28 protein-coding genes and 1 riboswitch are annotated in these 25,604 nt (G+C 75.8%); of the genes, 7 read left to right on the top strand and 21 right to left on the bottom strand.

What is annotated here, in order from left to right; genetic code table 11:
* Nucleotides 1-2: 2 nt before the first annotated feature.
* From deoA to cdd, 4 genes are read right to left on the bottom strand one after another with little or no spacing between them, the layout of a single operon-like run.
* Nucleotides 3-1,313, bottom strand: a complete 1,311-nt coding sequence (gene deoA, locus EOE48_RS16345; protein WP_127731101.1) for a thymidine phosphorylase — start codon at nucleotides 1,311-1,313, stop codon at nucleotides 3-5.
* Nucleotides 1,313-1,480 (bottom strand): hypothetical protein, encoded by a 168-nt coding sequence (locus EOE48_RS29235; protein ID WP_187371437.1) that lies wholly within the window; start codon nucleotides 1,478-1,480, stop codon nucleotides 1,313-1,315. The genes deoA and EOE48_RS29235 overlap by 1 nt, the downstream gene beginning before the upstream one ends.
* The gene (locus EOE48_RS16340; protein ID WP_127730990.1) at nucleotides 1,480-2,316 is read right to left on the bottom strand and encodes a purine-nucleoside phosphorylase; all 837 of its coding nucleotides are present in this window, start codon (nucleotides 2,314-2,316) and stop codon (nucleotides 1,480-1,482) included. Before EOE48_RS16340 ends, EOE48_RS29235 begins: the two co-directional genes overlap by 1 nt.
* Complete coding sequence (gene cdd / locus EOE48_RS16335; RefSeq protein WP_127730988.1) at nucleotides 2,313-2,711, bottom strand: cytidine deaminase; 399 nt, start codon at nucleotides 2,709-2,711, stop codon at nucleotides 2,313-2,315. The genes EOE48_RS16340 and cdd overlap by 4 nt, the downstream gene beginning before the upstream one ends.
* Nucleotides 2,712-3,236: 525 nt before the next feature.
* On the opposite strand from cdd, the gene EOE48_RS16330 reads away from it, so the two are divergent.
* Nucleotides 3,237-3,464, top strand: coding sequence for a DUF2093 domain-containing protein (locus EOE48_RS16330; RefSeq protein ID WP_127730986.1), 228 nt, complete (start codon nucleotides 3,237-3,239; stop codon nucleotides 3,462-3,464).
* Here EOE48_RS16330 and lpxK read toward each other — a convergent pair.
* The 3 genes from lpxK to EOE48_RS16315 all read right to left on the bottom strand — a co-directional run bounded on the left by lpxK (nucleotide 3,447) and on the right by EOE48_RS16315 (nucleotide 6,576).
* Complete coding sequence (gene lpxK, locus EOE48_RS16325) at nucleotides 3,447-4,430, bottom strand: tetraacyldisaccharide 4'-kinase (RefSeq protein ID WP_127731099.1); 984 nt, start codon at nucleotides 4,428-4,430, stop codon at nucleotides 3,447-3,449. The two genes, EOE48_RS16330 and lpxK, sit on opposite strands and share 18 nt — an antisense overlap.
* Before the next feature lie 107 nt (nucleotides 4,431-4,537).
* Nucleotides 4,538-5,842 carry a 3-deoxy-D-manno-octulosonic acid transferase gene (locus tag EOE48_RS16320; protein WP_127730984.1) on the bottom strand — a complete coding sequence of 435 codons (1,305 nt, stop codon included), beginning with the start codon at nucleotides 5,840-5,842 and terminating at the stop codon, nucleotides 4,538-4,540.
* Nucleotides 5,839-6,576 carry a lysophospholipid acyltransferase family protein gene (locus tag EOE48_RS16315; protein WP_127730982.1) on the bottom strand — a complete coding sequence of 246 codons (738 nt, stop codon included), beginning with the start codon at nucleotides 6,574-6,576 and terminating at the stop codon, nucleotides 5,839-5,841. The genes EOE48_RS16320 and EOE48_RS16315 overlap by 4 nt, the downstream gene beginning before the upstream one ends.
* A gap of 222 nt (nucleotides 6,577-6,798) precedes the next feature.
* Here EOE48_RS16315 and mbfA point away from each other — a divergent pair, with 222 nt between their 5' ends.
* Both mbfA and EOE48_RS16305 read left to right on the top strand, forming a co-directional pair.
* Nucleotides 6,799-7,767 carry an iron exporter MbfA gene (gene mbfA / locus EOE48_RS16310; RefSeq protein WP_127730980.1) on the top strand — a complete coding sequence of 323 codons (969 nt, stop codon included), beginning with the start codon at nucleotides 6,799-6,801 and terminating at the stop codon, nucleotides 7,765-7,767.
* 94 nt (nucleotides 7,768-7,861) lie between these two features.
* On the top strand, nucleotides 7,862-8,764 hold the full coding sequence (locus EOE48_RS16305) for a metallophosphoesterase family protein (RefSeq protein WP_127730978.1): 903 nt from the start codon (nucleotides 7,862-7,864) through the stop codon (nucleotides 8,762-8,764).
* Here EOE48_RS16305 and EOE48_RS16300 read toward each other — a convergent pair.
* Together EOE48_RS16300 and EOE48_RS16295 are read right to left on the bottom strand one after the other, a co-directional pair.
* Entirely contained in the window at nucleotides 8,754-9,518 is a 765-nt protein-coding gene (locus EOE48_RS16300; protein ID WP_127730976.1) for a tRNA1(Val) (adenine(37)-N6)-methyltransferase, read from the bottom strand. The two genes, EOE48_RS16305 and EOE48_RS16300, sit on opposite strands and share 11 nt — an antisense overlap.
* On the bottom strand, nucleotides 9,502-9,735 hold the full coding sequence (locus tag EOE48_RS16295; protein WP_127730974.1) for a putative signal transducing protein: 234 nt from the start codon (nucleotides 9,733-9,735) through the stop codon (nucleotides 9,502-9,504). The genes EOE48_RS16300 and EOE48_RS16295 overlap by 17 nt, the downstream gene beginning before the upstream one ends.
* 163 nt (nucleotides 9,736-9,898) lie before the next feature.
* Between EOE48_RS16295 and EOE48_RS16290 the strand changes: the two genes are divergently transcribed.
* A complete protein-coding gene (locus EOE48_RS16290; RefSeq protein ID WP_127730972.1) occupies nucleotides 9,899-10,930 on the top strand; it encodes a polyprenyl synthetase family protein in 1,032 nt (343 codons plus the stop codon).
* 234 nt (nucleotides 10,931-11,164) lie between these two features.
* Here the strand turns inward: EOE48_RS16290 and cobM are convergent, their stop codons facing one another.
* The 3 genes from cobM to cbiE form a co-directional block, all read right to left on the bottom strand.
* Nucleotides 11,165-11,944, bottom strand: coding sequence for a precorrin-4 C(11)-methyltransferase (gene cobM / locus EOE48_RS16285; protein WP_127730970.1), 780 nt, complete (start codon nucleotides 11,942-11,944; stop codon nucleotides 11,165-11,167).
* Nucleotides 11,941-12,324: a cobalamin biosynthesis protein gene (locus EOE48_RS16280; protein WP_246154513.1), complete on the bottom strand. Its 384-nt coding sequence runs from the start codon at nucleotides 12,322-12,324 to the stop codon at nucleotides 11,941-11,943. The genes cobM and EOE48_RS16280 overlap by 4 nt, the downstream gene beginning before the upstream one ends.
* 104 nt (nucleotides 12,325-12,428) lie before the next feature.
* Nucleotides 12,429-13,670, bottom strand: coding sequence for a precorrin-6y C5,15-methyltransferase (decarboxylating) subunit CbiE (gene cbiE, locus EOE48_RS16275; protein ID WP_127730966.1), 1,242 nt, complete (start codon nucleotides 13,668-13,670; stop codon nucleotides 12,429-12,431).
* Between cbiE and EOE48_RS16270 the strand changes: the two genes are divergently transcribed.
* Nucleotides 13,669-14,430, top strand: a complete 762-nt coding sequence (locus EOE48_RS16270; RefSeq protein ID WP_127730964.1) for a cobalt-precorrin-6A reductase — start codon at nucleotides 13,669-13,671, stop codon at nucleotides 14,428-14,430. The genes cbiE and EOE48_RS16270 overlap by 2 nt on opposite strands.
* Here EOE48_RS16270 and cobJ read toward each other — a convergent pair.
* From cobJ to EOE48_RS16225, 9 genes are all read right to left on the bottom strand, one after another.
* A complete protein-coding gene (cobJ, locus tag EOE48_RS16265) occupies nucleotides 14,397-15,179 on the bottom strand; it encodes a precorrin-3B C(17)-methyltransferase (RefSeq protein ID WP_127730962.1) in 783 nt (260 codons plus the stop codon). The genes EOE48_RS16270 and cobJ overlap by 34 nt on opposite strands.
* A complete protein-coding gene (locus tag EOE48_RS16260; RefSeq protein WP_127730961.1) occupies nucleotides 15,176-15,964 on the bottom strand; it encodes a precorrin-2 C(20)-methyltransferase in 789 nt (262 codons plus the stop codon). Before EOE48_RS16260 ends, cobJ begins: the two co-directional genes overlap by 4 nt.
* Nucleotides 15,964-16,596, bottom strand: a complete 633-nt coding sequence (locus tag EOE48_RS16255) for a precorrin-8X methylmutase (RefSeq protein ID WP_127730960.1) — start codon at nucleotides 16,594-16,596, stop codon at nucleotides 15,964-15,966. The genes EOE48_RS16260 and EOE48_RS16255 overlap by 1 nt, the downstream gene beginning before the upstream one ends.
* Nucleotides 16,593-18,122 carry a nitrite reductase gene (locus EOE48_RS16250; protein ID WP_127730958.1) on the bottom strand — a complete coding sequence of 510 codons (1,530 nt, stop codon included), beginning with the start codon at nucleotides 18,120-18,122 and terminating at the stop codon, nucleotides 16,593-16,595. Before EOE48_RS16250 ends, EOE48_RS16255 begins: the two co-directional genes overlap by 4 nt.
* Nucleotides 18,119-21,427, bottom strand: coding sequence for a cobaltochelatase subunit CobN (cobN, locus tag EOE48_RS16245; RefSeq protein ID WP_127730956.1), 3,309 nt, complete (start codon nucleotides 21,425-21,427; stop codon nucleotides 18,119-18,121). Before cobN ends, EOE48_RS16250 begins: the two co-directional genes overlap by 4 nt.
* 247 nt (nucleotides 21,428-21,674) lie before the next feature.
* Entirely contained in the window at nucleotides 21,675-22,709 is a 1,035-nt protein-coding gene (cobW, locus tag EOE48_RS16240) for a cobalamin biosynthesis protein CobW (RefSeq protein ID WP_127730954.1), read from the bottom strand.
* Nucleotides 22,706-23,095, bottom strand: a complete 390-nt coding sequence (locus EOE48_RS16235) for a DUF1636 family protein (RefSeq protein ID WP_127730952.1) — start codon at nucleotides 23,093-23,095, stop codon at nucleotides 22,706-22,708. The genes cobW and EOE48_RS16235 overlap by 4 nt, the downstream gene beginning before the upstream one ends.
* Nucleotides 23,095-23,838 carry a CbtA family protein gene (locus EOE48_RS16230; RefSeq protein WP_127730950.1) on the bottom strand — a complete coding sequence of 248 codons (744 nt, stop codon included), beginning with the start codon at nucleotides 23,836-23,838 and terminating at the stop codon, nucleotides 23,095-23,097. The genes EOE48_RS16235 and EOE48_RS16230 overlap by 1 nt, the downstream gene beginning before the upstream one ends.
* A gap of 84 nt (nucleotides 23,839-23,922) precedes the next feature.
* Complete coding sequence (locus EOE48_RS16225; protein WP_127730948.1) at nucleotides 23,923-24,099, bottom strand: CbtB domain-containing protein; 177 nt, start codon at nucleotides 24,097-24,099, stop codon at nucleotides 23,923-23,925.
* Nucleotides 24,100-24,130: 31 nt separating this feature from the next.
* A riboswitch (cobalamin riboswitch) is annotated at nucleotides 24,131-24,324 on the bottom strand.
* 77 nt (nucleotides 24,325-24,401) lie between these two features.
* Here EOE48_RS16225 and cobU point away from each other — a divergent pair.
* On the top strand, nucleotides 24,402-24,941 hold the full coding sequence (gene cobU / locus EOE48_RS16220) for a bifunctional adenosylcobinamide kinase/adenosylcobinamide-phosphate guanylyltransferase (RefSeq protein WP_246154491.1): 540 nt from the start codon (nucleotides 24,402-24,404) through the stop codon (nucleotides 24,939-24,941).
* On the top strand, nucleotides 24,938-25,561 hold the full coding sequence (gene cobO, locus EOE48_RS16215) for a cob(I)yrinic acid a,c-diamide adenosyltransferase (RefSeq protein WP_127730946.1): 624 nt from the start codon (nucleotides 24,938-24,940) through the stop codon (nucleotides 25,559-25,561). Before cobU ends, cobO begins: the two co-directional genes overlap by 4 nt.
* Nucleotides 25,562-25,604 lie beyond the last annotated feature (43 nt).

Genomic DNA, 25,604 nt, shown 5'->3' with positions numbered 1-25,604 from the left:
CGCTACCCGACCCGCTCCAGCACCTCCGGCGAGGGTGCCACCGCCGCGTCGCCGATCCGGTAGGCCGCCTGCACCGCCGCGACCGCCGCCTGCGCCGCTGCCTCCTCGCGGGCATGGACCCGGGCGAGGGGCGCGCCGGGCCCGACCGCGGCGCCGAGGGACGCGAGGCCGGTGAGCCCGACCGCGTGGTCGATGCCGTCCTGCGGCCGGGTGCGGCCGCCGCCGAGGCCGATCACCGCCAGACCGAGGTCGCGCGTCGCGATTCCCGCAACGGTGCCGGAGCGCGGCGCCGGCACGTCGCAGACCACCGGTGCGGCCGCGAGGTGGCGTTCCGGCGCCTCGATCAGGTCGGAGGGGCCACCGAGGGCGGCGACCATCCGTGAAAAAATCTCGGCCGCCCGGCCGGAGGCGAGGGCGTCCTCGACCCGCGCGGCGGCGTCGGTCGCGTCGGGGCTCAGCCTGCCGAGCACCAGCATCTCGGCGGCCAGCGCCGTCGTGACGGCGTGGAAGCGCGGCTCGCGCCGGGCGCCCGTGAGGTAGTCGATGGCGTAGACCACCTCGACGGCGTTGCCGGCGGCCGAGGCGAGCGGCTGGTCCATGTCGGTGAGCAGCGCCCGGGTCGGCAACCCGGCGCCGTTCGCCACCGTGACGAGGCTGTCGGCGAGCGCCCGGGCGCCCTCGCGCTGCGTCATGAACGCGCCCGAACCGCACTTGACGTCCATCACGAGGCCGCCGAGCCCGGCGGCGAGCTTCTTCGACAGGATCGACGAGGTGAGCAGGTCGAGGGATTCGACCGTGCCGGTCACGTCCCGGATCGCGTAGAGGCGGCGGTCGGCCGGGGCGAGGTCGGCGGTCTGCCCGATGATGGCGCAACCGACCGATCGGGTGACGGCCCGGAACTCGTCGAGGCCCGGCGTGGTGCGGTAGCCCGGAATGCTGTCGAGCTTGTCGAAGGTGCCGCCGGTATGGCCGAGGCCGCGGCCGGAGATCATCGGCACGTAGCCGCCGCAGGCAGCCACCAGGGGGGCGAGCGGCAGGCTCACGGTGTCGCCGATGCCACCGGTCGAGTGCTTGTCGAGCACCGGGCCGGGCAGGTCCCACGCGAGCATCGCGCCGGATTCCGCCATCGCCCGGGTCAGCGCCACCCGCTCGGGCAGCGACAGGCCGCGGAAGAACACCGCCATCGCGAAGGCCGCCACCTGCCCCTCGGTGACCCGCCCGTCGGTGAGGCCGGCGATGAAGTCGGCGATCGTCTCGGGCGCCAGCTCGGCGCCGTCGCGCTTGGCCCGGATCGTCTCCTGCGGCAGCGGCATCATGCGGGGTCTCCGGTGTCGAGGGCCGCCAGCAGGGCGGCGTGCAGGCTGCTCGCGCCGAGGCGGACGGTGGCGGGCGCGGCCCGGTCCGGCCCCATCGCCCGGCCGGCGGGGGCGCGGAGCGGCAGGGCCCGGCGGGCGGCCGCGGCGAGGGAGGCGGGGGACATCACGGGCTGGGGGCGAAGCCGGGATCGGCCAGGAGGGCGGCGAGGAGGCGGGCGACGTCCTGCGCCGCCAGGGCGGCGACGCGCTGCGTCTCGCCGTGGCTCGGGGTGCCGTCGGAAAACCCCTCGGCGTGGTTGGTGACGAGGGACAGGGCCGCGACCCGCAGGCCGAGGAAGCGAGCCAGGATCACCTCCGGCGCCGTCGACATGCCGACGAGGTCGGCGCCCAGCCGATGCGCCATCCGCACCTCGGCCGGGGTCTCGAAGCTCGGCCCCGAGAACCACGCATAGACGCCCTCGTGCAGGACGACGCCGCTTCGCCCGGCCGCCGCCGCCAGGGCGGTGCGCAGGGCCGGGTCGTAGGCGTCGCGCATCGGCACGAAGCGGGCGTCGGACGGCTCGCCGATCAGCGGGTTGAGGCCCGACAGGTTGATGTGGTCGGTGATGAGCGCGAGGCTGCCGGGACCCGCCGCCGGCAGCATCGAGCCGGCGGCGTTGGTGAGGAGCAGCGGCGGCGCGCCGAGCGCCCGCACCACCCCGAGCGGCACCCGCATCGCCGCCGCGTCGCCGTGCTCGTAGGCGTGGGCGCGGCCCTGGAACAGCAGCACCGGCCGCCCGGCGAGGTGCCCGGCGACGAGGCGGCCGGCATGGCCCGACACGCCCGCCGCCGGAAAATGCGGGATTTCGCCGTAGGGGACGATGCGGGGCGCCTCGATCGCCTCGGCGAGGCCGCCGAGCCCGGTGCCGGCGACGAGCGCGAGGGCGAAAGGCCCTTCGACGCCGCGCGCCCGCAGAACGGCCGCCGCCGCGACGACGCGGGGATCGTCGGGCGCGCTCACGCGAGGTTGTCCGGGCCGAACGAGGCCGGCAGCAGTTCGTCGAGGGTGAAACTGCGGCGCAGTCCGCCGGGGCCGGCGACGTGGACCGGCGTGTCCGGCGCGGCGAATTCGCGGATGCGCTGGCGGCAGGCGCCGCAGGGCGTCACCAGGGCGTCGCCGTCGCCGAGGACCAGGATCGCGGCGATCCGGCGCCCGCCCGCCGCGACCATCGCGGCGATCGCCCCGGCCTCGGCGCAGGTGCCGACCGGGTAGGCGGCATTCTCGACGTTGCAGCCGGCATGGACCGCCCCGGCCTCGTCCAGGATCGCGCTGCCGACCCGGAACCGGGAATAGGGCGCGTGGGCGCGGGCCTGGGCGGCGCGCGCCGCGTCGAGCAGCGAATCGAGGACGGTCATGCCGGGACCGGGTGCGGGATCATCACCGGACTGTGCGGCCTCGCTCGTGGCCTGTCGAGCCCTGTCGCAGCCAGGGCCATCGCTTCAGAGCGGTGTCCCTTGCTTCCTGCTTGGCCTCGGAGAGTGTTTGACTCCCGATCGAAAGAACAACCGCCCCTCTCCCGGGCGTATGCAGCGTCAGCGGAATGCGACCCGGGATCCAGCACAAGAAGTCGCGAAGCGTCATTGCCCATCGACAGTGCTGGCACACGGAGCCGCTCCGCGGCACATCTGACGTCTGGATCCCGGATCTCCTTCCGCTGACGCTCTAGTCGTCCGGGAAAGGGTGCTTCGCGCGGTCAACACTGTGGATAGCGACGCGAACAGTCTCTCAGGCGCCGGTGGCGGTGCGCGACACGCAGTGTCGCCAGCGGCCTTGGCTCCCACTCCTCGCGCCCGGCATCAAGCGTCGCCCGCAAGGCCGTGTCGACAAGCCGGCACCGGGCCCGTAGACCGGCCGCACGACAGCGGCGACGGGGTGGAGCGATGCTCGGGCGTTACGATCGGGGCGGCAACGGCGGCGAGGCGGTGGTGGAGTACGGCGACAGCAACCTGCGGGTGGTGCGGCCGGGCCGGTTCGTGCGCTGCGGCGTCACCGGCGCCGAGATTCCCCTCGACGAGCTGCGCTACTGGAGCGTCGCCCGCCAGGAGGCCTATGCCAATCCCGAGGCCGTGATGGTGCGCCTGCGCGAGGGATCAGGCGCCCAGGGCTGAGTCGGACAGGCACGCCCGCAGGCGGTCCGGCTCGGCGAAGGCGAGGGTGACGGGCAGCGCCGCCACGGCGAGATCCGCCGGCAGGCGCACCCGGTCCTTCTCGGTGGTGACGAGAGCGAGCCCGTCGCGCCGGGCCTCGGCCACGAGGCCGGCGATCTCGGGCGCGGTGAAGCGATGGTGGTCCGCGAAGGCGCGGGTCCGCCGCAGGTCCGCCCCGGCCTCCGCCAGCGTCGCGAAGAATTTTTCCGGGCGGCCGATCCCCGCGAAAGCCAGCACCGGGCGCCCGCGCAGGGCCGCAGCCGCCTCCAGGTCGGGCACCAGGGCGGCGCGCAGCACCGGCAGGCCGCGGCCCGCCGCCTCCCGCGCCAGCCGCTCGCCGGGCTCGCCGTCGCCGATCACCACCAGCGCCGAGACGTGCGGCCATTGCGCGGGAAGCGGCGCCCGCAGCGGCCCGGCCGGAAAGCTCAGCCGGTTGCCGGCGCCGGTCGCGGCATCGACGACCGCGAGGACGAGGTCCTTGCGCAGTGCCGGGTTCTGCAACCCGTCGTCCATCACGACGACATCGGCGCCGAGCGCCGCGCACAGGGCCGCCCCCGCCACCCGGTCGCGGGCGACCACCGCCGGCCCGGCCCGGGCGAGGAGCAGCGGCTCGTCCCCGACCGCGTCGGGCCCGTGCCGGGCCGGATCGACCGCCACCGGGCCGGGCAGGCGCCCGCCGTAGCCCCGGCTGAGGAAGGCCGGGTTCTGGCCCATCGCGCGCAGCATCGCCGCCACCGCGAGGGCGGTCGGGGTCTTTCCGGCGCCGCCGAGGGTGAAGTTTCCGATGCACACCACCGGCACCGGACCGATCACGCCGGGACGGCCCATGCGGCGGGCGACGCGGCCGCCGTAGAGCCGGCCCAGGGGGGCGAGGAGGCGCGCGGCGGGGCCGGGGGTGTCGTGCCACCAGAAGCCGGGCGGGCGCAGGCTCATACGAAATCCGACTGATTGCTTCGCAATGCGGATTTCAGCTTCGCTCAAGCGCCGCGCGGGCTGGTGATATGAAATCCGGAAGGGATCTTCCGGATTTCATATCACGCGCCGAACCGCCCGGCGAGCTTCATCTGACAGATGAACGGCTCGATCGCCGCCAGCGCGCGCTCGACCGCGCCGGCCCCGGTCGCCACCGCCTCGGCGCCCGCCTGCGCCATCGCGCGCGCGCGGGCCGGGTCGGCGAGAAGCTCGCCGACCGTGCGGGCGAGGTCGGCGCCGTCGCGGACCCGGCGGGCGCCGCCGCCGCGCTCCAGCGCCGCGCAGACCGACGCGAAGTTGCGGACATGCGGGCCGTACAGCACCGCGCAGCCGAGGCGGGCCGGCTCGATCGGGTTCTGGCCGCCATGCGGCACCAGCGAGCCGCCCATGAACGCCACCGGGGCGAGGCGGAAGAACAGCCCGAGTTCGCCGATGGTGTCGGCGACGTAGACGTCGACCCGCTCGCCGGGCAGCCCGCCCGCCGCCCGGCGCGCCGGGCGCAGGCCGGCTGCCTCCGCCTGCTCGGCGATGCCGGCACCGCGGTCGGGATGGCGCGGCACCACGATGGTGAGAAGGCCGGGGATCCGCCCGGCGAGGCTGCGGTGCGCCGCGAACAGGGCCGCCTCCTCGCCCGGATGGGTGCTGGCGGCGAGCCAGAGCGGACGGGTGCCGACGAGGCCGGCGAGCTGGTCCAGGGCCTGCGGGTCGGCCGGGGGCGGCGCGGCGTCGAACTTGAGGTTGCCGCCGACCGAGACCCGCGGCGCCCCGAGCCGGGCGAAGCGCTCGGCCTCCTCGGCGGTCTGGGCGAGACAGACCGCGATCCGCGACAGCAGCGCCCCGGCGACGCCGGGCAGGCGGGCCCAGCCCCGGGCGGTGCGCTCCGACATCCGCCCGTTGACCAGGATCAGCGGCACCTCCCGCCGGTCGAGCGCCATGATGGTGTTGGGCCAGATCTCGGACTCGGCCACCACGGCGAAGTCCGGGCGCCAGTGGTCGAGGAAGCGGGCGAGGTAGCGCGGCGCGTCGAGGGGCACGAACTGGTGCAGGGCGCCCCGCGGCAGCCGCGGTGCCAGCATTTCGGCCGAGGTCCGGGTGCCGGAGGTGACCAGCACCGTGAAGCCGCGCCGGGTCAGGCCCTCGACGATGCCGAGCAGCGACAGCGCCTCGCCGATGCTGGCGCCGTGCGCCCAGACCAGCGGGCCGGCGGGCCGCGGGCGGCCGGGACGGCCGGTGCGCTCGCCGAGCCGACCCGGGTCCTCCTTGCCGCGCCGCCGGCGCCAGGCGAGCAGCCCGGCGAGCGCCGGCTCGGCGGCGATCAGCCCGTAATGGTAGGCGTGCAGCAGCGCCGGCAGCGGGCGGCGGCTCACCGCTGCGGCTCCACGGCCGGTCGCCGGCCCCGGACCGGATCCTCGCGCCCGACGCGGGCGAAGGCGCGGGCGTGGACCGCGTTCAGCCCGGCCTCGATCGCCAGCCGGACCGCCTCCAGCCCGTCGGCGTCGAGGTCGCGCGCGACGGTGATCGGTTCGCCGAACGCCATGACGCCGCGACCGAAGGGCAGGCCGAGGCTGGCCCGGTCCCAACTGTCGAATTGCAGGTAGCGGGTGGTCTGCACCGCCACCGGCACCACCGGCCGGCCGGAGATGCGCGCCAGCATCACGATGCCTTCGCCGCAGCGGCGCGACACCTTCGGCACGTCGGCGCTGAAGGCGACGTTCTCGCCGTCGGCCAGCGCCTTGATGCAGCCGCGCAGCGCCGGGATGCCGCCTTTCGACCAGACGTCGCTGGCGCGCCGGGCCCCTGAGCCGCGCATCACCCGCACGCCCATCCGGCGCAGGACCACCGTGTTGACCCCGCCATCGGCGGATCTCGACACCATCGTGGCGACGCGGTCCTGCGGCCGGCGCACGAACGGCACCATCAGGTGCTGGCCGTGCCACATCGCGGCGATGAAGGGACTGAGTGGGGAAACCCGCTCGTAGGCGTCGGGCGGGTCGAGATCGAAGCGGTTGGTGTGCCGCACGAGCTTGAGATAGCTCGCTCCGAGGAAGCCGAGGCTCTCCTGGGCCGCGCGGCTGCGGCCGATGCGTTTGAAGACGCTCATCGAAACTCTTGTCGTGATGGCCGGTCCCGAGCCGCGCCGGGCTCCGGCGGCGAGGCCCGGCCCGGCCGGGTCGCCCCCGTCCGACCGGCGGGCGTGGTCCGCGGATCCCGGCGCCTCATGCGCCGTCCGGGGGTGGGACGCAACTGTGGCCGGACGGGGGCCACCGGGTCTTGTTTGGAATCGTTCCAGATAATAGATTGGAACCATTCCAAGGAGATTGCCATGCCCGGACTGACCGATCTCGGCGAGCGCGAGGTGCTCGCCCTCGCCATCGCGAGCGAGGAAGAGGATTCGCGCATCTACCAGACCTTCGCCGACGACCTCGGGGCGGAGTTCCCGGGGTCGGCGGCCCTGTTCGCCGGGATGGCGGCCGAGGAGCGCGGACACCGCGACGCGCTGGCGGCGGCCTATCGCGCACGGTTCGGCGAGCACCTGCCGCCGATCCGCCGCGAGGACGTGAGCGGCTTCCCGCGCCGGCACTCGCTGTGGTGGGCGGGGCTCGACCTCGCAGGGATGCGCCGGGAGGCCGAGGCGATGGAGGCCCGCAACGCCGCCTTCTACGACCGGGCGGCCTCGCTCAGCCGCGACCTCGGCATCCGCGACCTGTATCTCGGCCTCGCGGCGGCCGAGCGCGACCATGGTCGCCGGGCCGGCGACCTCGCCGCCCTGCATCTCACCGAGGCGGCGACGGCCAGCGAGGCGCAGGCGCAGTCGCGGCTGTTCGTGCTGCGCTACGTCCAGCCCGGCCTCGCCGGACTGATCGACGGCTCGGTCTCGACCCTGGCGCCGCTCTTCGCCGCCGCCTTCGCCACCCACAACAACGGGCAGACCTTCCTGGTCGGCCTCGCCGCCTCGGTCGGCGCCGGCATCAGCATGGGCTTCACCGAGGCCTTGTCGGACGACGGCAGCATCACCGGGCGCGGATCGCCGGCGATGCGCGGGCTCGTCTGCGGTGCGATGACGGCGCTCGGCGGCCTCGGCCACACGTTGCCCTACCTCGTGCCCGATTCCTGGCCCAACGCCTTCTGGATCGCCACGGTGCTGGCGGCCCTGGTGGTGGCGGTGGAACTGCTGGTGATCTCGACCATCCGCACCCGCTACATGGAGACGCCGTTCTGGCGCGCGACCCTCCAGGTGGTGCTCGGCGGTGCCCTGGTGCTGCTCGCGGGCGTGGCGATCGGGAGCGCGTGAGGGTGGACTCGCCGCCGTCCCCGCCCGTAAGCCGGAGCGAGCGGCCGGCACCCGGCCCGCACAACCGGGGCGCTTCCCGCGCGTTGCCGATCCGATGTTCCGCCTCGCCCACCTCACCGACCCGCATGTCGGGCCGATCTCCCGCCCCCGCCTGCGCCAGCTCCTGAGCAAGCGCGCCACCGGCTGGGTCAACTGGAACCGCGGCCGGCGCCTCGGGCACGACATGGACGTGCTCGCGGCCCTGGTCTCCGACATGCAGGGGCTGGCGCCCGACCACGTCGCCTGCACCGGCGACCTGTGCAACATCGGCCTGCCGAGCGAGTGGGAGACCGCGCGGCTGTTCATGGAACTGCTCGGCGATCCCGGGCAGGTCAGCTTCGTGCCCGGCAACCACGACGCCTACGTGCGCGGCTCCCTCGACGGGCTGCTCCAGGCGGTCGGCGCCTGGACCCGGGACGACGCCGGCGCCTCGAAGGCGTTTCCGTACCTGCGCCGGCGCGGGCCGGTGGCGCTGGTCGGGCTGTCCTCGGCGATCCCGACCGCGCCCTTCGTCGCCACCGGGCGGCTCGGACGCCGGCAACTCGCCGCGGCGGAGCGGATGCTGGCCGGGCTCGCCGCCGAGTCCCCGGCACCGTGCCGGGTGGTGATGATCCACCACCCGCCCCATGTCGGCGGCGCCAAGCCCGGGCGCCAGCTCACCGACGCCGCCGCCTTCGAGGCGATGATCGGCCGGGCCGGCGCCGACCTCGTCCTGCACGGCCACAACCACGTCGGGTCGATCGCCTTCCTGATGGGACCGCGCGGGCGGCGCATCCCGGTGGTCGGCGCGCCCTCGGCCTCGGCCGCGGCGCATGGCCGCGCGTTCAAGCACGGCGCCGGCTACCACCTCTACACCGTGTCGCCGACCGACTCGGGCTATCGCATCGAGGCGCTGATGCGCGGCCTGACCCCGGACGGCACGATGGCGGATTTCGCCACCCTGACCCTCAGCGGCTGACCACGCCGCGGTGCAGCGCCTCGGTCTCGGCGGTGAAGCGGCCGTCCGGGCCGTGCAGCACCAGCGGCGCCTCCAGGCTGAAGCCGGCCCGGCTGCCCTTGACCGCGGCGATCATCACCCGGGTCGCCGGCGCCCCGGCCCGCGGCTGCACCGGCCGCACGCCGACCCCGCCGAAGCGGCGTTCCAGCCCGGCGAGGCAGGCCGGCAGCGCGTCGGCGCGGTGGATCAGCACCAGCCGGCCGCGCGGGCGCAGCACGTCGGCGCAGGTCCGCAGCCACGAATCGAGCCCGCCCGCCGGGAAGGTATGGGCCGACACCTTGGCGGCGACCGGCGAGGCCCGGTGCGTCCCGGCCTCGAAGAACGGCGGGTTGGTGAGGACGAGGTCGGCCGTCTCCGGCTCCAGGCCCCGCGCGCGCCGCGCGCGCCCCGGGGCGAGGATGTCGGCCTCGATCACCCGGCCGCGGTCGGCCAGTCCGTTGATCGCGAGGTTGGCGCGGGCGAGCGCCGCCGCCTCCGGGTCGCGTTCGACCAGCACGAGGCGGCAGCCGGGCCGGTCGAGGGCGGCGGCGAGGCCGGCCGCGCCGGTGCCGGCGCCGAGGTCGCAGATCGTCCCCTCGGCCGGCGGCCCCGCGAAGGCGGCGAGCAGCACGGCGTCGGTGCCGGCCCGGTGGCCGCCCCGGGCGGGCTGGCACAGGCGCAGGCGCCCGCCGAGCCAGGATTCGGCCGGCGGGTCCGCGTCAGGATGTCCGGGCATCGCGCAGCTCGTGCGCCAGCCCGGCCTCGGTGAGCAGGCGGCGGGCCTGCCGCTCGTGATCCGCCGGCACCAGGAGGCGGCGCGGGAAGGCGCCGGTCATGCCCTCCAGCCCGCTGATGTGGCGATCGGCCACGAGGACCGGAATGGCGGCGCCCTCGAGCAGCGACTCGACGAAGCCCATCAGCACGAGGTCGTTGGAGCGGATCAGCTCGATCATGGCTGCAACCTTAAAGCAGCGATCGGCGCAACTGTCACATGCAGGACCGCAGGGGGCCGCGGCGCCCCCCTTGCGGCAGCTTGCGTGTTGCCGCCGGGGGCGCTCGCGTGCCAAAGGGGGCCGGTGGGCTGGCGGGGGCCGCCGTCAAGGAGATTTCGCGCGCGTGGGCGTCGTTCTTCCCATCCAGGACCGGCCGGCGGACTCGGAGGCCAGCCTCACCGATCTCGTGGGCCTCGTGGCCGGCGGCATGGAGCGGGTGAACGCGATGATCCTGTCGCGCACGGGCTCCGACGTGACGATGATCCCGGAGGTGGCCAATCACCTGATCGCCTCGGGCGGCAAGCGCCTGCGGCCGATCCTGACGCTCGCCACCGCGCAGCTCTGCGGCTACGACGCGAACCGCGACGGCGATGTCAAGCTCGCCGCCAGCGTCGAGTTCATGCACACCGCGACGCTGCTGCACGACGACGTCGTCGACGAGAGCGACATGCGCCGCGGCCGTGTCGCCGCCCGCATCAAGTGGGGCAACCAGGCCAGCGTGCTGGTCGGCGACTTCCTGCTCGGGCAGGCGTTCAAGATGATGGTCGAGGTCGGCTCGCTGCGCGCCCTCGACATCCTGTCCTCGGCCGCCGCGGTGATCGCGGAAGGCGAGGTGATGCAGCTCACCGCCGCCAAGAACATCGAGACCCGCGAGGACGAGTACCTCGCGGTGATCCGCGCCAAGACCGCCGAGCTGTTCGCCGCCGCCTGCGAGGTCGGCCCGGTCCTCGCCGGCCGCCCCGACGCCGAGGTCGCGGCCTGCCGCGACTACGGCATGAATCTCGGCATCGCCTTCCAGCTCATCGACGACGCCCTCGATTACGGCGGCACCAGCGCCAGCCTCGGCAAGAACGTCGGCGACGATTTCCGCGAGGGCAAGATCACCCTGCCGGTGGTTCTGTCGGTGCGGCGCGGCAGCGAGGAGGAGCGGGCGTTCTGGCGCCGCTGCCTCGAGCGCGGCGAGATCGACGAGGCCGCCGGCGACCTCGAGACCGCCCGCGCCACCATGCGCCGCCACCGTGCCCTCGAGGACACGATCGCCCGCGCCCACCATTACGGCGATCTCGCCCGCCGCTCCCTCGACATCTTCCCGGCCTCGCCGATGCGGGATGCCCTGCTGCAGGCGGTGGAGTTCAGCATCGCGCGGGCCCACTGAAGCGGGAGCTCCCATCCGAACCCTCCCCCCTCTGCGGGGGAGGGTGGCGAACGCAGTGAGCCGGGAGAGGGGAACCACGCTGCCGGACGTGGCACCCGTCGGACCGCTCCCGAACTCTCTGGAAACGGCGTCCCCTCTCCCGCCCCGCATTCGCGGTGCACCCTCCCCCGCAAAGGGGGGAGGGCTGGGACGCAGCGGAGCCCGATGGACGCCCCGACCCGCTACCACGCCAAGTCAGGACTCCCGCCGTCCCACCGCTCCACCCGGCCTGAACTGCCGGTCGTAATCCGCAGAGTACAGCGCGCTCTCGCGAAAATCCTCGGCGCCCAGCGCCGGCCCGACCAGGATCAGGGCGGTGCGGCCGATGCCGGCCTGCGCCACCTGCCCGGCGATGTCGGCGAGCGTGCCCCGCAGCACCCGCTCGTCGGGCCAGGAGGCGCGGTAGACCACCGCGGCCGGGCATTCCGCGCCGTAGAACGGCAGCAGGTCTGCGACCACCCGCTCGACGACGTGGATCGACAGGTGGACCGCCAGCGTCGCGCCGGTCGCCGCGAAGGCGGCGAGGCGCTCGCGCTCCGGCATCGCCGAGGCCCGGCCCGGCGTGCGGGTGAGCACCACCGACTGCGCCACCTCCGGCACCGTCAGCTCGCGCCGCAGCGCCGCCGCGGCCGCCGCGAAGGACGGCACCCCGGGCGTCACCGTGTAGGGGATGCCGAGCGCGTCGAGCCGCCGGGTCTGCTCGGCGAGCGCGCTCCACACCGAGAGGTCGCCGGAATGCAGCCGGGCGACGTCCTCGCCGCGGTCATGCGCCGCCGCGATCTCGGCGGTGATCGCGTCGAGGTCGAGCGGCGCGGTGTCGATGATCCGGGCGCCGGGCGGGCACCACGCCAGGATCTCGGGGGCGACGAGCGAGCCGGCATGGAGGCAGACCGGGCAGCGGGCGATGAGGTCGCGGCCCCGCACCGTGACGAGGTCCGGCGCGCCGGGCCCGGCGCCGATGAAGTGCACGGTCACGACGGATCTCCGGAGGCGGCGAGGGCGCAGGTGGCGCCGGGACTGGCGATGCGGGCGAGGACGAGACGGCCACCCGGGCCCGACGCCGCGAGCGCCGCCGCCTCGGCGAGGGAGCCGACGCCGCGCAGGGCCTCGATCCGGGCCGAGCGGGTGACGCCGCGGCGGCCGGCTTCGCGCAGGGCCTCGACCGCCACCGCGGCCAGCGGCACCCCGAGCTGCGCCGCGGCCGTGCGGATCGCCGGGTCGCCGGCGCGGTCGTCCGCGGTGGCGAGGAGGCCCAGGCGCCCGGCCGCGACGCCCGCCTCGTCGAGCGCCCGGCGCACCAGGGCGACGATCTCGTCCGCCCCGGTCGCGTGGCGAAAGCCGATCCCCGCCACCAGGGCAGGGCCGGACGCGGCGAGCGGGTCGCAGCCGGGTGCCGCCTCGCGGTCGCCGCCTGTTTCCGGGGCGGCGGTGCGGGCGAGCAACGGAGCGGGCCCCTCCATCACGGCTTGGTCAGCGCCCACTGCGTCACCGGCATCGCCGGGCGCCAGCCGTGCATCGTGCCGACCGGATCGGCCCGGGCGACGCTGAGCCGGCGCAGGGTGCCGCCGTGGCGGGCGTAGGCCGCGAGCAGCACCGCCTCGCTCTCCAGCGTCACCGCGTTGGCGACGAGGCGCCCGCCGGCGGGCAGGGCCGCGAGGACGTCTGCGAGGATCGCCGGGTCCGAGACGCCGCCGCCGACGAAGGCGGCGTCGGGGGTGGGCAGCCCCGCCAGTGCCTCCGGGGCGCGGCCGCGCACCACGGTCAGGTCCGGCACGCCGAGCGCGAGGGCGTTGCGGCCGATGCGTTCGGCCCTGACCTCCGAGGCTTCGACCGCCACGGCCCGGTTGGCCGGGTGACGCAGGCACCACTCGATCGAGACCGAGCCCGAGCCGGCGCCGACGTCCCACAGGGTCTGGCCGACCCGCGGCCGCAGGGCCGCGAGGGTGACGGCGCGGATCTCGGACTTGGTGAGCTGGCCATCGGTCTCGAACCAGTCGTCGTCGATGCCCGGCGCCAGCGGGACGACCCGCGCGCCCGGACCCGCCACCACCTCGACCGCGACGGTGTTGAGCGGATCGACCGCCTCGACGTCGAAGGCGGCGGCGACGGCGCCGCGGCGGCGCTCGCGCGGCCCGCCCATCGCTTCGAGTACGGTGAGGCGCGACTCCGGAAATCCGCGGGCGGCCAGCAGGGCGGCGAGCTGCCCCGGCGTGGTGCCGTCCCAGGACAGCGCCAGCAGCCGAGCGCCGGGCTGAAGATGCGGGATGATCCGCTCCAGCCGGCGCCCGTGCAGGGTGAGGCAGGCGCACTCCGCCAGCGGCCATCCGAGTCGCGACGCCGCGAGGCTGAAGGCGGAGGGTTGCGGGTAGCCGATGAACTCCTGTGCCGGCACCAGCCGGGCGAGGTCGGCGCCGACGCCGTAATGGAACGGGTCGCCGGTGGCGAGCACGCAGGTCGGCTGCCCGCGCCGCGCGAGGATCGTCGGGTAGGCTCCGTGCAGCGGGCTCGGCCAGGCCAGCGTCTCGGCGGCGAGCGGCCCGGCGAGGTCGAGATGGCGCCGGCCGCCGACCACCAGGGTCGCGGCATCGAGCGCCCGGGCGGCGGCCGGCGACAGGCCGGCGCGGCCGTCCTCGCCGATGCCGACGATCGCCAGCCACGGCGCCCTCGACACAGGCGGTCCGTCAGGGGAGAAGGCGGCCATGCGCATCCTCCTGCTTGGCGGCACCACCGAGGCGAGCGGCCTCGTACGCCGCCTCGCCGGCCGGCCAAGCTTCTCGCCGGTCCTGTCCCTCGCCGGCCGCACCGCTGCGCCGGTCGCGGCCCCGTTCGAGACCCGCATCGGCGGCTTCGGCGGCGCCGACGGACTCGCCGACTGGCTGCGGCGGGAGCGGGCGGAGGCCGTGATCGACGCCACCCACCCGTTCGCCAACCGCATCTCGCACAACGCCGCCGCGGCCTGCGCCGCCGCCGGGGTGCCGCTCCTGGCGCTCCGCCGCCCGGCCTGGGCGTGCGCGCCCGGCGATTGCTGGCACGAGGTCGAGACCGTGGCAGGGGCGGTGCCGGCTCTGGGCGACGACCCGCGCCGGGTTTTTCTCACCGTCGGCCGGCTCGAACTCGCCGCCTTCGCGGCGGCGCCCCAGCACGCCTACCTCGTGCGCACCATCGAGCCGGTCGGCGACGCGCTGCCGGTGCCCGACCTGACGACGCTCACCGCCCGCGGGCCCTTCGATGCCGAGGCCGAGGCCGCGCTGATGCGCCGGCACCGGGTCGAGGTGGTGGTAACCAAGAACTCCGGCGGCGCCGCGACCTACGGCAAGATCCTGGCGGCGCGGGCGCTCGGCCTGCCGGTCGTGATCGTGCGCCAGCCGCTCCCGCCGGCGGTCGCGACCGTGGCCGGGCCGGACGCGGCTCTCGATTGGCTGGAGGCTCACCGCGCCGCCTCGACGCTGCGCGGCGTGTAGACGTACGGCGTCGCGCCCTCGCGCGGGATCAGCCGGGTGCTCTCGGCCCCTATGATGACCAGGGTCGCCATGTCGGCCGGGGCGTCGGCGGCCTCGGCGAGCGGCAGCACGCGGACCGATTCGTCGTCGCGCCCGACCGCGCGGGCGAGGACCACCGGCGTCTCGGATCCGCGATGCTCCGCGGCGAGCCGCAGGGCGGCGCCGAGCTGCCACGGCCGCGCCCGCGAGATCGGGTTGTAGAGCGCGACGACGAGGCCGGCGCGCAGGACGGCCTCCAGCCGGGCGGTCACCACCTCCCACGGCTTGAGGTTGTCCGACAGCGAGATCGCGCAGAAATCGCCGCCGAGCGGCGCCCCGACCCGCGCCGCCGCGGCGAGCATCGCGGTGATGCCGGGCTCGACGGTGATCGTCAGCCGGCGCCACGCCGGGTCGCCGGCCTCCAACGCCTCGAACAGGGCCGCCGCCATGGCAAACACGCCGGGATCGCCCCCCGACACCACCGCGACCCGGCGGCCGGCGGCGGCGAGCGCGAGGGCGTGGGCGGCGCGCTCGACCTCGACCCGGTTGTCGGAGGCGTGGCGCACGAGGCCCGGCCGCTCCGGCACCCGGGCGACGTAGGGAAAGTAGCCGATCAGATCCTCGGCCTCGGCCAGGATCGCGGCAGCGGATGGCGTAAGGTAGCGCGGATCGCCGGGGCCGAGGCCGACCACCGCGACCCAGCCGCGGCCGGGAGCCGGTGCGTCGGTCACGGCCGGCGGCCTTCGCCGGGGATCAGCACCATGGAAAAATACGGCGCCGCGTCGTCGGGCTTGTCGGCCAGCATCACGACGTGCTCGCCCTTCATCGTGCCGCGCTCGACATAGACCGCGCGGGCGAGCAGGCCGGCCTCCTTGAGCGCCCCGCGCACCTTCGGCAGGTGGCGGCCGAGCTTCATCACCACGGCGGCGTCGGTGTCGCGCAGGCGCCGGGCGAGGTCGGCGGCGGGCAGCGTCGCGGGCAGCACCGTGAGCACGTCGTCGCCCCAGGTGATCGGCGTGCCGGCGCGGGTCCAGCAGCCCGACATGCCGGTGACCCCGGGCACGACCTCGACCGGGAAGCGGTCCTTGAGCCGGCGCCACAGATGCATGAACGAGCCGTAGAAGAACGGGTCGCCCTCCGACAGGATCGCGACGTCGCGCCCGGCGCCGAGCTCGTCGGCGAGCTTTTGGGCCGCGTCGTCGTAGAAGGCGGCGAGCGCCGCGAGGTATTCGGGCGAATCGGCCGGGATCTCGGTGGTGTAGGGATAGGCCAGCGGCCATTCCCGGGCCGGATCCCGCACCACCGCGTCCGCGATGGTGCGGGCGTTGCCGCGCCGGCCGGCCTTGCAGAAATGCACGAGGTGGTGGGCGCGCTCCAGCACCCGCACCGCCCGGACGGTCAGGTAGTCGGGATCGCCCGGCCCCATGCCGACGCCGTAGAGAGTGCCGGTGACGGCGGCGCGGTGTGGCGCGGGTGCCTCCTCGGCCAGCGGCGTGAAGTCGGGGGCGGCGTCCATCACTCGGCCTCGCTGGCGAGCGCGTTGATCGCCGCCGCCGCCATGGCGCTGCCGCCGCGGCGGCCGTGCACCACGACGAACGGCACCCGGCCGTCGGCGGCGAGCGCCTCCTTCGATTCCGCCGCGCCGACGAAGCCGACCGGCACGCCGATGACCGCGGCCGGCGGCGCCACGCCCTCGTCGAGGAGTTCGAGCAGGCGAAACAGCGCCGTGGGCGCGTTGCCGACCGCCACGACGGCGCCGGGCAGGCGCTCGCGCCACAATTCCATCGCGGCGGCGGTCCGCGTGGTGGCGAGGTCGCGGGCGAGGTCGGGCACCCGGGGATCGTGCAGGGTGCACACCACCTCGTTGCCGGCGGGCAGCCGGGCGCGGGTGACGCCGTCCGCCACCATGCGGGCGTCGCACAGGATCGGGGCGCCGCGGCGCAAGGCGGCCTCGCCGGCCTCGGCGAAGTCGGGCGACGCCACAACGTCGGCGGGCAGGTCGGTCATGCCGCAGGCATGGATCATCCGCACCACCACCCGCTCGGCGGGGCCGTGGAAGCGCGACAGGTCGGCCTCACTGCGGATGATCGCGAAGGACTTGGCGTAGATGGCCGCGCCGTCGCGGATGTAGTCGAGGCGCGTGCTCATGCGGGCTCCCGGAACCGCCCGCTCCACTCGTCGGGCTCGGCGCTGTGTAGCCGCTCCAGCACGTCCTCGAAAGGCAGCACCCGAGCGGGCGGATCCCCGGCACTGCCGCCGGGCACCACCCCATAGGCGCCCCCGGGCATCCCGACCAGGGTGAGGTCGGCCGCACCCGGATGGGCGCAGCCCTTCGGGCAGCCGGAGACGTGGACCCGCACGGGTCCGATCACCCCCGCGAGCGCGGCGGCGAGGCGGTGCGCGTCGGCCTGGGCCGGGACGCTGCCGGAGCCGCAGGCGGGCGCGCCGGGGCAGGCGGCGACGGCGCGGCGGGGGTCGCTCCCCGAGACGATCAGCCCGGCGGCGCCGGCCTCGGCGAGGAGGCGGTCGGCGTGGTCGGCGTCGCGCGCCGCCAGGACCACGCCGCGCGAGGGGGTGAGCCACGCCCGGCGGTCGCCGTGGCGCTCGCTCCAGCCGGCGAGGCGGTCGAGGAGGGCCGCGTCGCAGCGGCCGAAGGGGAATTCGGCGGCGAGAAGAGTAGTGCCGGGCGACCGGGGAGGCGCGGGATCGCTGCTCCCGAGAGGCGCAGTGGATCGATGCGACGGACTTCGTGCATCTCCTCGTCCCGCTTGCGGGGAGAGAGCTCCGGCGACCTTGCAGTCGACGGAGCGAGGCGGCGCATCGATCCCGGAGGGATCGACCCGATGGTGAGGGGGCGGTGCCGGATGAGGCTCCTCCGGAACCACCCCCTCACCCTCGCGACGATCCTGGTGGATCGCGCTCGCGCCGCCCCCGGCAAGGGGGGCGTCGCCCTCTCCCCGCCCGCGGGGAGAGGAGAGCCCGCGCGTCTCCTGCACCCTGTTCGCTGCATGAAGCCCCGGCACCAGCCCCAACCCGGCCGCTGGCGGATCGCTCGCCATCAGCCCGGCCGCCGCGACCAGCGCGTACCGCTGCCCAGATTCGAGCCCCCGCATCCGCCGAGCCCCACTCGCCGCGAGGCCGCGCAGCAGGACCGTCAGCGCCGGCTCCAACGCCGCCGCCCGGTGCCACGCCACGCCCGCCGCCGCCGCGAGCCCGAACCACAGGCCCTCCGGCCCGACCCGCAGCCGCAGATCCGCCTCGGTGTCGGGAAAACCGAGATCCGGCCCCTCGATCACCACCAGGGTCTTCGCCGGCAGGCCCGGCACCGCGAGCCCCGCCGCCTCGACGGCATCCGCCAGGGCGGCATGGGCCGGCCCCGACAGCGTCAGGCGCTGCGGACCGCCGTCGTGGCGGCGGTCGCCGAGGCCGGCGGCCATCAGCGGGGCGAGCAATCCGGCATGGCTCTCGGGCGTCACGCCGCGGATCTGGAGGTTCGCCCGCGCCGTCACGTCGACGAGGCCGTTGCCGCCCGCCCGCGCCGCCGTCGCGACCGCGCGCATCTGCGCGGCAGTGAGCCCGCCGCCCGGCGGATGCAGCCGCACCAGCAGCCCGTCGCCGGTCGGCATCGGCCGGGCGAGGCCGGGGCACCAGCCGCGGCGAGGCGCGGGAATCATTCCGCCGCCTCCCGGCTGACGCCGGAAGGTGCCTCCCGGCCCAGGTCGGAGGGTGCCATCCGCTCGTCCAGCGCTGCCAAAGAATTGCGCCGGCTGCGCCACAGGCCGCGGCGGCGCAGGTCGTCGAACCGGTCGAGGAGCGCCCGGGCGACGCCGGGATTGGCCGCTTCGATCGTCTCGAACACCGCGAGGTCGCCGATGCAGGCGCCGTAGAGCCGGTCGAGGTCGGCGTCGCTCACCGCGTCGCTCGCGGCGGCGAGCACGAACACCGCGTCGAGCCCCTGGGCCAGTTCCTGGGCCCCGCGCCAGCCGTGGCGCAGTTGCGCGGCGATCCAGCGCGGATGGGCGAGACGGCCGCGGACCAGCCGGGCCACGTCCTCGCGGGCGGTGCGGGCGCGGGGCGTCTCCGGCCGGCTGGTGTCGAGGGCGTAGAGAGCGGGCGCGCGGCCGGCGGAGTCCGCCGCGGCGGCGAAGCCCCCCATGGCGTCGGCGGCGGCGTCGCCGTCGAGGAGGTCGCGCTCGGCGGCGTCGAAGGCGTGGACGTAGGCATCGGCCGCCGCGACCCGGGCGGCGAAGTCGGCGCCCTCGTCGCCGGCCGCCTGGGCGGTGGCGTCGAGATAGGCGCGGGCGAGGTCGCCGCGGCGCTCCCACGCCCCGTCGAGGGCGAGGCCGGCGGTGCCGGCGCCGTAGCGGCCCGGCGCCGCGCCGAACACCCGTGCCACCGTCTCGCCGCGGCGGCGGGCGGCGGCGAGCGGGTTGTCGGCGTCCTCCTCCTCGCGGGAGGCGACCGCCCGGGCGGCGCGGTCGAGCAGCGCCAGGGCATCCGGGAAGGTATCGCGGAAGGCGCCCGAGACCCGCACCGTGACGTCGATTCGCGGCCGGTCGAGGAGGGCGAGCGGCAGCACCTCGAAGCCGGTGACCCGGGTCGAGGCGTGGTCCCAGGTCGGGCGCACGCCCATCAGGGCGAGGGCCTGGGCCAGATCCTCGCCGCCGGTGCGCAGGGTCGGGGAGGCCCACAGGTCCATCACGATGCGGGCCGGATACTCGCCCTCGTCCTGGAGGTAGCGCCGCACCACCTCCGCGGCGGCGCGCTCGCCGAGCAGGGCGGCGGCGCGGGTGGGCAGGGCGCGCGGGTCGAGGGTCGCGAGGTTGCGCCCGGTCGGCATCACGTCGCGGCGGCCGCGCGACGGCGAGCCGGACGGGCCGGGGGGCACGAAGCGGCCGTCGAGGGCGGCGACGAGCCCGGCGCGCTCGCCGGCGGCGCACGCCTCCGGCCCGGTCGTCCCGAAGACGTGCAGCCCGTCGCGTCCGGTCACCTCGGCGAGGTCGCACAGGTGGGCGTCGAGGGCGGTGAGCGCGTCCTCGACCGGGGCATCGCGAGACATGCCGGCCGACGCCAGCAGCCCGGCCTCCTCGGCGCGGGCGAGGATGCCCTCGGCGATCAGTCCGGCTCGGCGCGGGTCGAGCACGGTCGCGGCGGAATACTCTTCCACCAGTTCGCGCAGGGCGGCGGCGTCCGGGTCGAGCCCGGCGGCGGCGGTCTCGGGCGTCATGTGCCCGACCGTCACGGCGCCGAGGCGGCGCTTGGCCGGGGCCGCCTCGCCGGGATCGTCGACGATGAACGGGTAGATCACCGGCAGGGCGCCGACCGCCAGGGCCGGCCAGCAGCCGGGCGACAGCGCCACCGCCTTGCCGGGCAGCCACTCGGTGGTGCCGTGGGTGCCGAGATGGATCAGGGCGTCGGCCTCGGCCCGCAGGCCGAGATGGAAGGCGAGGTAGGCGTGGGCCGGCACCGCCTCGGCATCGTGGTAGCCCGCCTTGCGGTCGCCGCCGCGGCCGCGGTCGGGCTGGAGCGCCACCAGCACGGCGCCGGCCCGCACGGCCCGGAACCGGAAGGCGCCGTCGCGGCAGGCGGGATCGTCCTCCGGCGCGCCCCAGGCGGCGGCGAGGGCGTCGCGATGGGCCGCCGGCAGGCGGTCGAGCCAGTCGCGATAGGCGGCGAGCGGCACGGCAAAGCCGGGCTCGCCCCCGGTCAGCGCCCGCATCAGCGCCTCGGGTTCGGGCGCGTCGGCGACCGAAAAGCCCTCCGCCGCGAGGTGGTCGAGGATCGCCCGGGCGCTCGCCGGAGTGTCGAGGCCGACCGCGTAGCCGGCCCGGCCGCCACGGGCGGGATAGTCCGACAGCACCAGGGCGAGGCGGCGCTTGTCGCGGGGCTTGCCGGCGAGGCGGGCCCAGGCGGCGGCGCGGTCGGCGGTGGCGGCGAGGCCGGCGAAGTCCGGCACCGCCCGGCGCTCGGCGAAGCCGTCGCGGGTCGCGCCCTCCTCCTTGAACGCGACCGGGTGCCCGGAGAGCCGGCCGTCGAATTCCGGCAGCGCGACCTGCATCGCGAGGTCGGCCGCGCCGAGCCCCCGGGCGGAGGCGGCCCAGGCCGCCCGCGGGGCGCCGACGGAGAATGCTTGAATCACCGGGCAGCCGGCGGCGTCGAGGACGAAGCCGGCATCCTCGCGGGCCGAGAAGGCGGTGGCAGCGACGATCACGTCGGGCCGGTGGACCGCGACGGCCTCCCGCACCGCGGCCACCGCCTCCGGGTCCTTCAGGCTCGACACCGCGACGACGGCCGGCGCGAGGCCGCGCTCGTGCAGGGCGGCGACGAGGCCCGCGGCGGGCGCCGTGTCGCCACCGAGGACCGCCGAGCGGTAGACGAGGACCAGGGCGCGGGGCAGGGGTGCGGCCGCCGGGATCGCGCCGGCCGGGCCGCAGGCCGGGCACCAGACGAAGCCGCGCGGCAGCGCGCGGGGCGGCGCGGCGGTCAGCGGCCGGCCGGTCTCGGCGGCGATGCGGCGCAGGCACTGGCGCAGGTTGTCCGGCCCGCCGGCACGGAAATAGCCGTCGAGGGTCGCGAGCAGGTCGGGCGCCACCGTCGAGGCGGCGTCGAGGCGCGGATCCGGCCGATCGTCGCCGGGCAGCACCGCCAGCGGGATGGTGTGGCGTCGGCAGGTCTCGGCGAGGCGTTCGACGCCGTAGCGCCAGTAATCGAGCCCGCCGAGGCAGCGCACCAGCACGAAGCGGGCCCGCGCCACGACCTTGTCGGCGTAGAGGTCGACCGACATCGGATGGCGCAGCACCGCGAGCCGGGCGAGGCGCAGGCTCGGCAGGGCCTCGCCCTCGGCGGCATGGGCGGCGGCGAGCCCGGCGAGGTCGGAATCGGTGAACGATAGGGCCACGACGTCGCCGGGCGCCTGGTCGAGGTCGACCGCCGCCTCGCCCTCATCGAGGGACACCGCATCGACGCGCAGCAGGTGCATGGGGGAGGGTGGGTCCTTTCGGTGGGGTCAACCGGTTGGAGGGGCGGTGTGTTTCGTGCGCCACCCCAACCCTCCCCCCTCTGCGGGGGAAGGTGCCCGGCGGAGGCCGGGCGGGAGAGGGGAAGCCGCTTCCGGAAAAGGCGCGACAGTGACGAGGGGCGCTACCTTCTGAAGCGTCGCGTTCCCCTCTCCCGGCTCGCTGCACTCGCCACCCTCCCCCGCAGAGGGGGGAGGGTTCGTCGCGCGCCTACCCCCTCAGCGCCGTCGCCACCGCGTCGCGGTCGAAGCCCTTGAGCCCGATCACCACCAGCCGGCCGTCGCGGAACTCGCCCGGGCGCCAGGGGCGGTCGTAATGGTGGGCGATGCGCTGGCCGACGCCTTGCACGACGAGGCGCATCGGCTTGCCCTGCACCTCGCAGAACCCCTTGATCCGCAGCACTCCCGGCACCTCGGCGGCGCGGCCGACCCGGATCGCGAGGTCGTCGGGCGTGCCGGCGGTGCCGACGGAGAGCGCGACGCTGTCGAAGTCGTCGTGGTCGTGGCCGTCCTCGGAATCGTGGTGCGAGGGGCGGGCGGCGAGGTCGTCCTCGGCGGCGGCATTGATTCCGAGCAGCACCCGCGGGTCGAGGGCGCCGTGGGCGGTCTCGACCATCTTCACGGCGCGCGGCAGGTGGCCCTCGATCGTGGCGCGGACCGCGGCGCGGCCGGCCTCGTCGAGGCGGTCGGCCTTGTTGACCACCACGAGGTCGGCGCAGAGGAGCTGGTCCTCGAACACCTCCTCGAGCGGGTTGTCGTGGTCGACGCTGGCATCCTCGGCGCGCTGGGCGGCGAGGGCCTCGGGGTCGTCGGCGAACACGCCGGCCGCCACCGCCGGCCCGTCCACCACCGCCACGACGCCGTCGACCGTCACCCGCGAGCGGATCGCCGGCCAGTGAAACGCCTGGACCAGGGGCTTGGGCAGGGCGAGGCCCGAGGTCTCGATCAGGATGTGCTCGGGCGGTTCGGGCCGGTCGAGGAGCTTGTTGAGCGCCGGCACGAAGTCGTCGGCGACGGTGCAGCAGATGCAGCCGTTGGCCAGTTCCACCACCGCATCCTCGTCGCAGCCGGGCACGCCGCAGCTCGCCAGCAGCGAGCCGTCGAAGCCGACATCGCCGAACTCGTTGACGATGATCGCGAGGCGCCGGCCGTCGTTGTGCTCGACGGCGTGGCGCACGAGGGTGGTCTTGCCGGCCCCGAGGAAGCCGGTGACGATGGTGCAGGGGATCTTGCGCAGGAGGGTCATGCGGCGGGCTCCGGCGGCGGGGCCGCGGCGGGAGGGATGCGGGCGACGACGCCCTTGCGGAAGGCTTCGGGGCGGGCGCGCCAGGGCACGAGGCCGTCGGGCGCGTCGGCGTAGAGGCCGAGCCCGTCGAGGATCGTGCGGGCGGCGTCCGGCGCGGCGGCGAAGTCGCCGTAAACGTAGGTCCAGCGGCCCGGCGAGGCCACCGCGACCGTGCAGGGGCGCTTGCACACCGACAGGCACTCGACCGGTTCGAGCCGCACCGGGGCCGGCGCGGCGGCGAGCGCCTCGCCGAGGGCGTCGAACAGGCGCCGGCCGGCGCGCGGGCCGTCGGCCGGGTCGTCGGCCATCCGGCAGGTGGTGCAGACGTAGAGGGTGACGGGCTCCATCACGCGCTCCCCACGCCCGGGGCGGCCCGGCCGCGGGCGACCGCGTTCCAGGCCCAGCCGAAGCCGAGGCCGAGCACCGCCCAGAACACGAAGGCGATGGCGAGCGAGCGGGCGGCGAACTTCGCCGCGGTGGCGGCGGGAAGCAGGCTGACGCTATCGGGCGCCGGCGGCGCGCCCCAGACCTGCGGCGCGGCGATGAGCACGATTCCGGCGGCGACCGCGACCGGCGTGCGGCGCAGCGCGATCAGCCCGAGGCCGGCGGCGGTGGCGGCGGCGGTGGCGACCCACCAGAACTGGCGCGATTCCAGCGCGGCGGCCTCGATCCCCGGCAGTTCCGGCGGCAGGCCGATGGCGGGGGCGAGGCTCGCCGCCAGGAACCCGCCGATGCCGAAGCGCAGGGCCTCGCCGGCGCTGATGCCGCGGCCCGACGCCACCAGGGCGGCGCCGAGCAGCAGGGCGTAGCCGACGCCGCTGACCAGCGTCGCCAGCGCCGTGAAGGCGAGGCGCGGCAGGCCGGCGGCGGGCTGCCACTCGTCGCCGCCGCCGTGCCCGGCATGGGCCTGGACGATCAGCGGGTTGGCGCGCAAGGCGGCGTGGCCGCCGGGGGCGGGCAGGGCGGACTGGGTCTCGTAGGTTTCGGCTTCGCGGATCAGCGGCGAGGTCAGGGCGAGTTGCAGCCCCGACGCCACGCAGGCGGCCAGGAAGCCGGCGACCAGGGCGGCCGACAGCAGGCGGATCGTCATGAGGGGGTCCCTGCGGCAAGCGCCGAAAGGCCGCCGGGCCTCAGGCCGGGCGGCGCATCGCGGCGCATGAAGCGCGGCGGCGGCTCAGTGGCAGGGGAAGTTGTGGGTGTGGCGCCAGTCGTGGGCGGCGTTGTGCAGCGCCACGGTCGGGGCGAAGCCCGACACGAACAGCAGCCCGAGGCCGAGCAGACCGGCCATCAGCACGGCGCCGAGACGCTCGCCGGCGAGGGCGGGGGAGAGGGTACGGGTGAGGGCGACCATGGCGAACTCCTGCCGCCCCGCCGGCGGCGTCGAGGGATTGCGGGGGACGGCAGGTCTCCTGGCTCGCGGCGTTGGACGCACCCGCCGCCTTCCCGGATCGCTCCAGTGGCCGTTGGCAGGCGCCGCCGCTCACAGTTGCGGGGGCAGCCGCGGCTTCGGGGTCCGTCCCCGTCCCGCGTTCCCTTTTCACCTCGTTGCCGAGGCACCGTCGGGCGCGACCCTAGCGCCTCGCGGGCGGGGTTGCAAATGGACGTTCGCCCCGCGACACGGGCCGTCCCCGCCTTCTCACCGGATGTCCGCCCGTGCCCCCCGATCCTTCCCCGCCGCCGCGGCTGACCCTGGTGCTCGGCGGCGCCCGCTCGGGCAAGAGCGCCCATGCCGAGGCGCTGATCGAGCGGTCCCCCGGGCCCTGGACCTACATCGCCACCGCGCAGGCCTTCGACGACGAGATGCGCGAGCGGATCGCGCTCCACCGCGCCCGCCGCCCCGCCGGCTGGGAGACGATCGACGCCCCCAACGACCTCGCCGGCGCCGTCGCGGCGCTGCCCCCCGGCCGCCCGGCCCTGGTCGACTGCCTGACCCTGTGGCTGACCAACGTCATGCTGGCCGAGTCCGACCTGTCCGCCGAGGCCGCGGCGCTGGAGGCGGCCTGCGCGGCGGCGCCGGGGCCGCTGGTGCTGGTGTCGAACGAGGTCGGGCTCGGCATCGTGCCCGACAACGCCCTGGCGCGGCGCTTTCGCGACGAAGCCGGGCGCCTCAACCAGCGCCTCGCCGCCCGCGCCGACCGGGTGGTGATGATCGTGGCGGGACTACCCCTGACCCTGAAGGAGGAGACGCGATGAACCCGGACGAGACCGTCGGTCCCGAGGAGGCCGAGCGCCACCGCGCCAAGATGGCCAAGCGCAAGGCGGTGCAGGACGCCGAGGTGGCCGGCAAGACCATCGAGAAGGGCCTGCTCATCGTCCATACCGGCCCGGGCAAGGGCAAGTCGACGGCGGCGTTCGGGCTGATGCTGCGGGCGCTCGGCCGCGGCTGGCGGGTCGGCGTGGTGCAGTTCGTCAAGGGCGCGTGGGAGACCGGCGAGAAGCAGGCGCTCGCGGCGTTCGGCGACCGGGTGGTCTGGCACACGATGGGCGAGGGCTTCACCTGGGAGACCCAGGACCGCGCCCGCGACGTCGCCGCCGCCGGGCGGGCCTGGGACAAGACCCGGGAACTGATGGCCGATCCCTCGCTGCGGCTGCTGATCCTCGACGAACTGAACATCGCGCTGCGCTACGAGCAGCTGCCCCTGGCCGAGGTGGTGGCGGAACTGGCGGCGCGCCGGCCCGACCTGCACGTCGTGGTGACCGGACGCAACGCCAAGCCCGAGCTGATCGCGGCCGCCGACCTCGTCACCGAGATGGGGCAGGTCAAGCACCACTTCGCCGCCGGCGTGCGGGCGCAGGAGGGCATCGAGTTCTGAACCCGGGACGCGCTCGTCCTCTCGGCGGATCAGGACGACCGAC

Source organism: Methylobacterium oryzihabitans, assembly GCF_004004555.2.
Lineage (GTDB): Bacteria > Pseudomonadota > Alphaproteobacteria > Rhizobiales > Beijerinckiaceae > Methylobacterium > Methylobacterium oryzihabitans.
This window is presented reverse-complemented; position numbering and strand designations above follow the sequence as displayed.

Coding starts and splice junctions, on each gene's coding strand:
- deoA (WP_127731101.1), bottom strand. CDS start 1,313: ATGCCGCTGCCGCAGGAGACGATCCGGGCCAAGCGCGACGGCGCCGAG.
- EOE48_RS29235 (WP_187371437.1), bottom strand. CDS start 1,480: ATGTCCCCCGCCTCCCTCGCCGCGGCCGCCCGCCGGGCCCTGCCGCTC.
- cdd (WP_127730988.1), bottom strand. CDS start 2,711: ATGACCGTCCTCGATTCGCTGCTCGACGCGGCGCGCGCCGCCCAGGCC.
- EOE48_RS16330 (WP_127730986.1), top strand. CDS start 3,237: ATGCTCGGGCGTTACGATCGGGGCGGCAACGGCGGCGAGGCGGTGGTG.
- EOE48_RS16315 (WP_127730982.1), bottom strand. CDS start 6,576: ATGAGCGTCTTCAAACGCATCGGCCGCAGCCGCGCGGCCCAGGAGAGC.
- mbfA (WP_127730980.1), top strand. CDS start 6,799: ATGCCCGGACTGACCGATCTCGGCGAGCGCGAGGTGCTCGCCCTCGCC.
- EOE48_RS16305 (WP_127730978.1), top strand. CDS start 7,862: ATGTTCCGCCTCGCCCACCTCACCGACCCGCATGTCGGGCCGATCTCC.
- EOE48_RS16300 (WP_127730976.1), bottom strand. CDS start 9,518: ATGCCCGGACATCCTGACGCGGACCCGCCGGCCGAATCCTGGCTCGGC.
- EOE48_RS16295 (WP_127730974.1), bottom strand. CDS start 9,735: ATGATCGAGCTGATCCGCTCCAACGACCTCGTGCTGATGGGCTTCGTC.
- EOE48_RS16270 (WP_127730964.1), top strand. CDS start 13,669: ATGCGCATCCTCCTGCTTGGCGGCACCACCGAGGCGAGCGGCCTCGTA.
- cbiE (WP_127730966.1), bottom strand. CDS start 13,670: ATGGCCGCCTTCTCCCCTGACGGACCGCCTGTGTCGAGGGCGCCGTGG.
- EOE48_RS16260 (WP_127730961.1), bottom strand. CDS start 15,964: ATGGACGCCGCCCCCGACTTCACGCCGCTGGCCGAGGAGGCACCCGCG.
- EOE48_RS16255 (WP_127730960.1), bottom strand. CDS start 16,596: ATGAGCACGCGCCTCGACTACATCCGCGACGGCGCGGCCATCTACGCC.
- EOE48_RS16250 (WP_127730958.1), bottom strand. CDS start 18,122: ATGATTCCCGCGCCTCGCCGCGGCTGGTGCCCCGGCCTCGCCCGGCCG.
- cobN (WP_127730956.1), bottom strand. CDS start 21,427: ATGCACCTGCTGCGCGTCGATGCGGTGTCCCTCGATGAGGGCGAGGCG.
- cobW (WP_127730954.1), bottom strand. CDS start 22,709: ATGACCCTCCTGCGCAAGATCCCCTGCACCATCGTCACCGGCTTCCTC.
- EOE48_RS16235 (WP_127730952.1), bottom strand. CDS start 23,095: ATGGAGCCCGTCACCCTCTACGTCTGCACCACCTGCCGGATGGCCGAC.
- EOE48_RS16230 (WP_127730950.1), bottom strand. CDS start 23,838: ATGACGATCCGCCTGCTGTCGGCCGCCCTGGTCGCCGGCTTCCTGGCC.
- EOE48_RS16225 (WP_127730948.1), bottom strand. CDS start 24,099: ATGGTCGCCCTCACCCGTACCCTCTCCCCCGCCCTCGCCGGCGAGCGT.
- cobO (WP_127730946.1), top strand. CDS start 24,938: ATGAACCCGGACGAGACCGTCGGTCCCGAGGAGGCCGAGCGCCACCGC.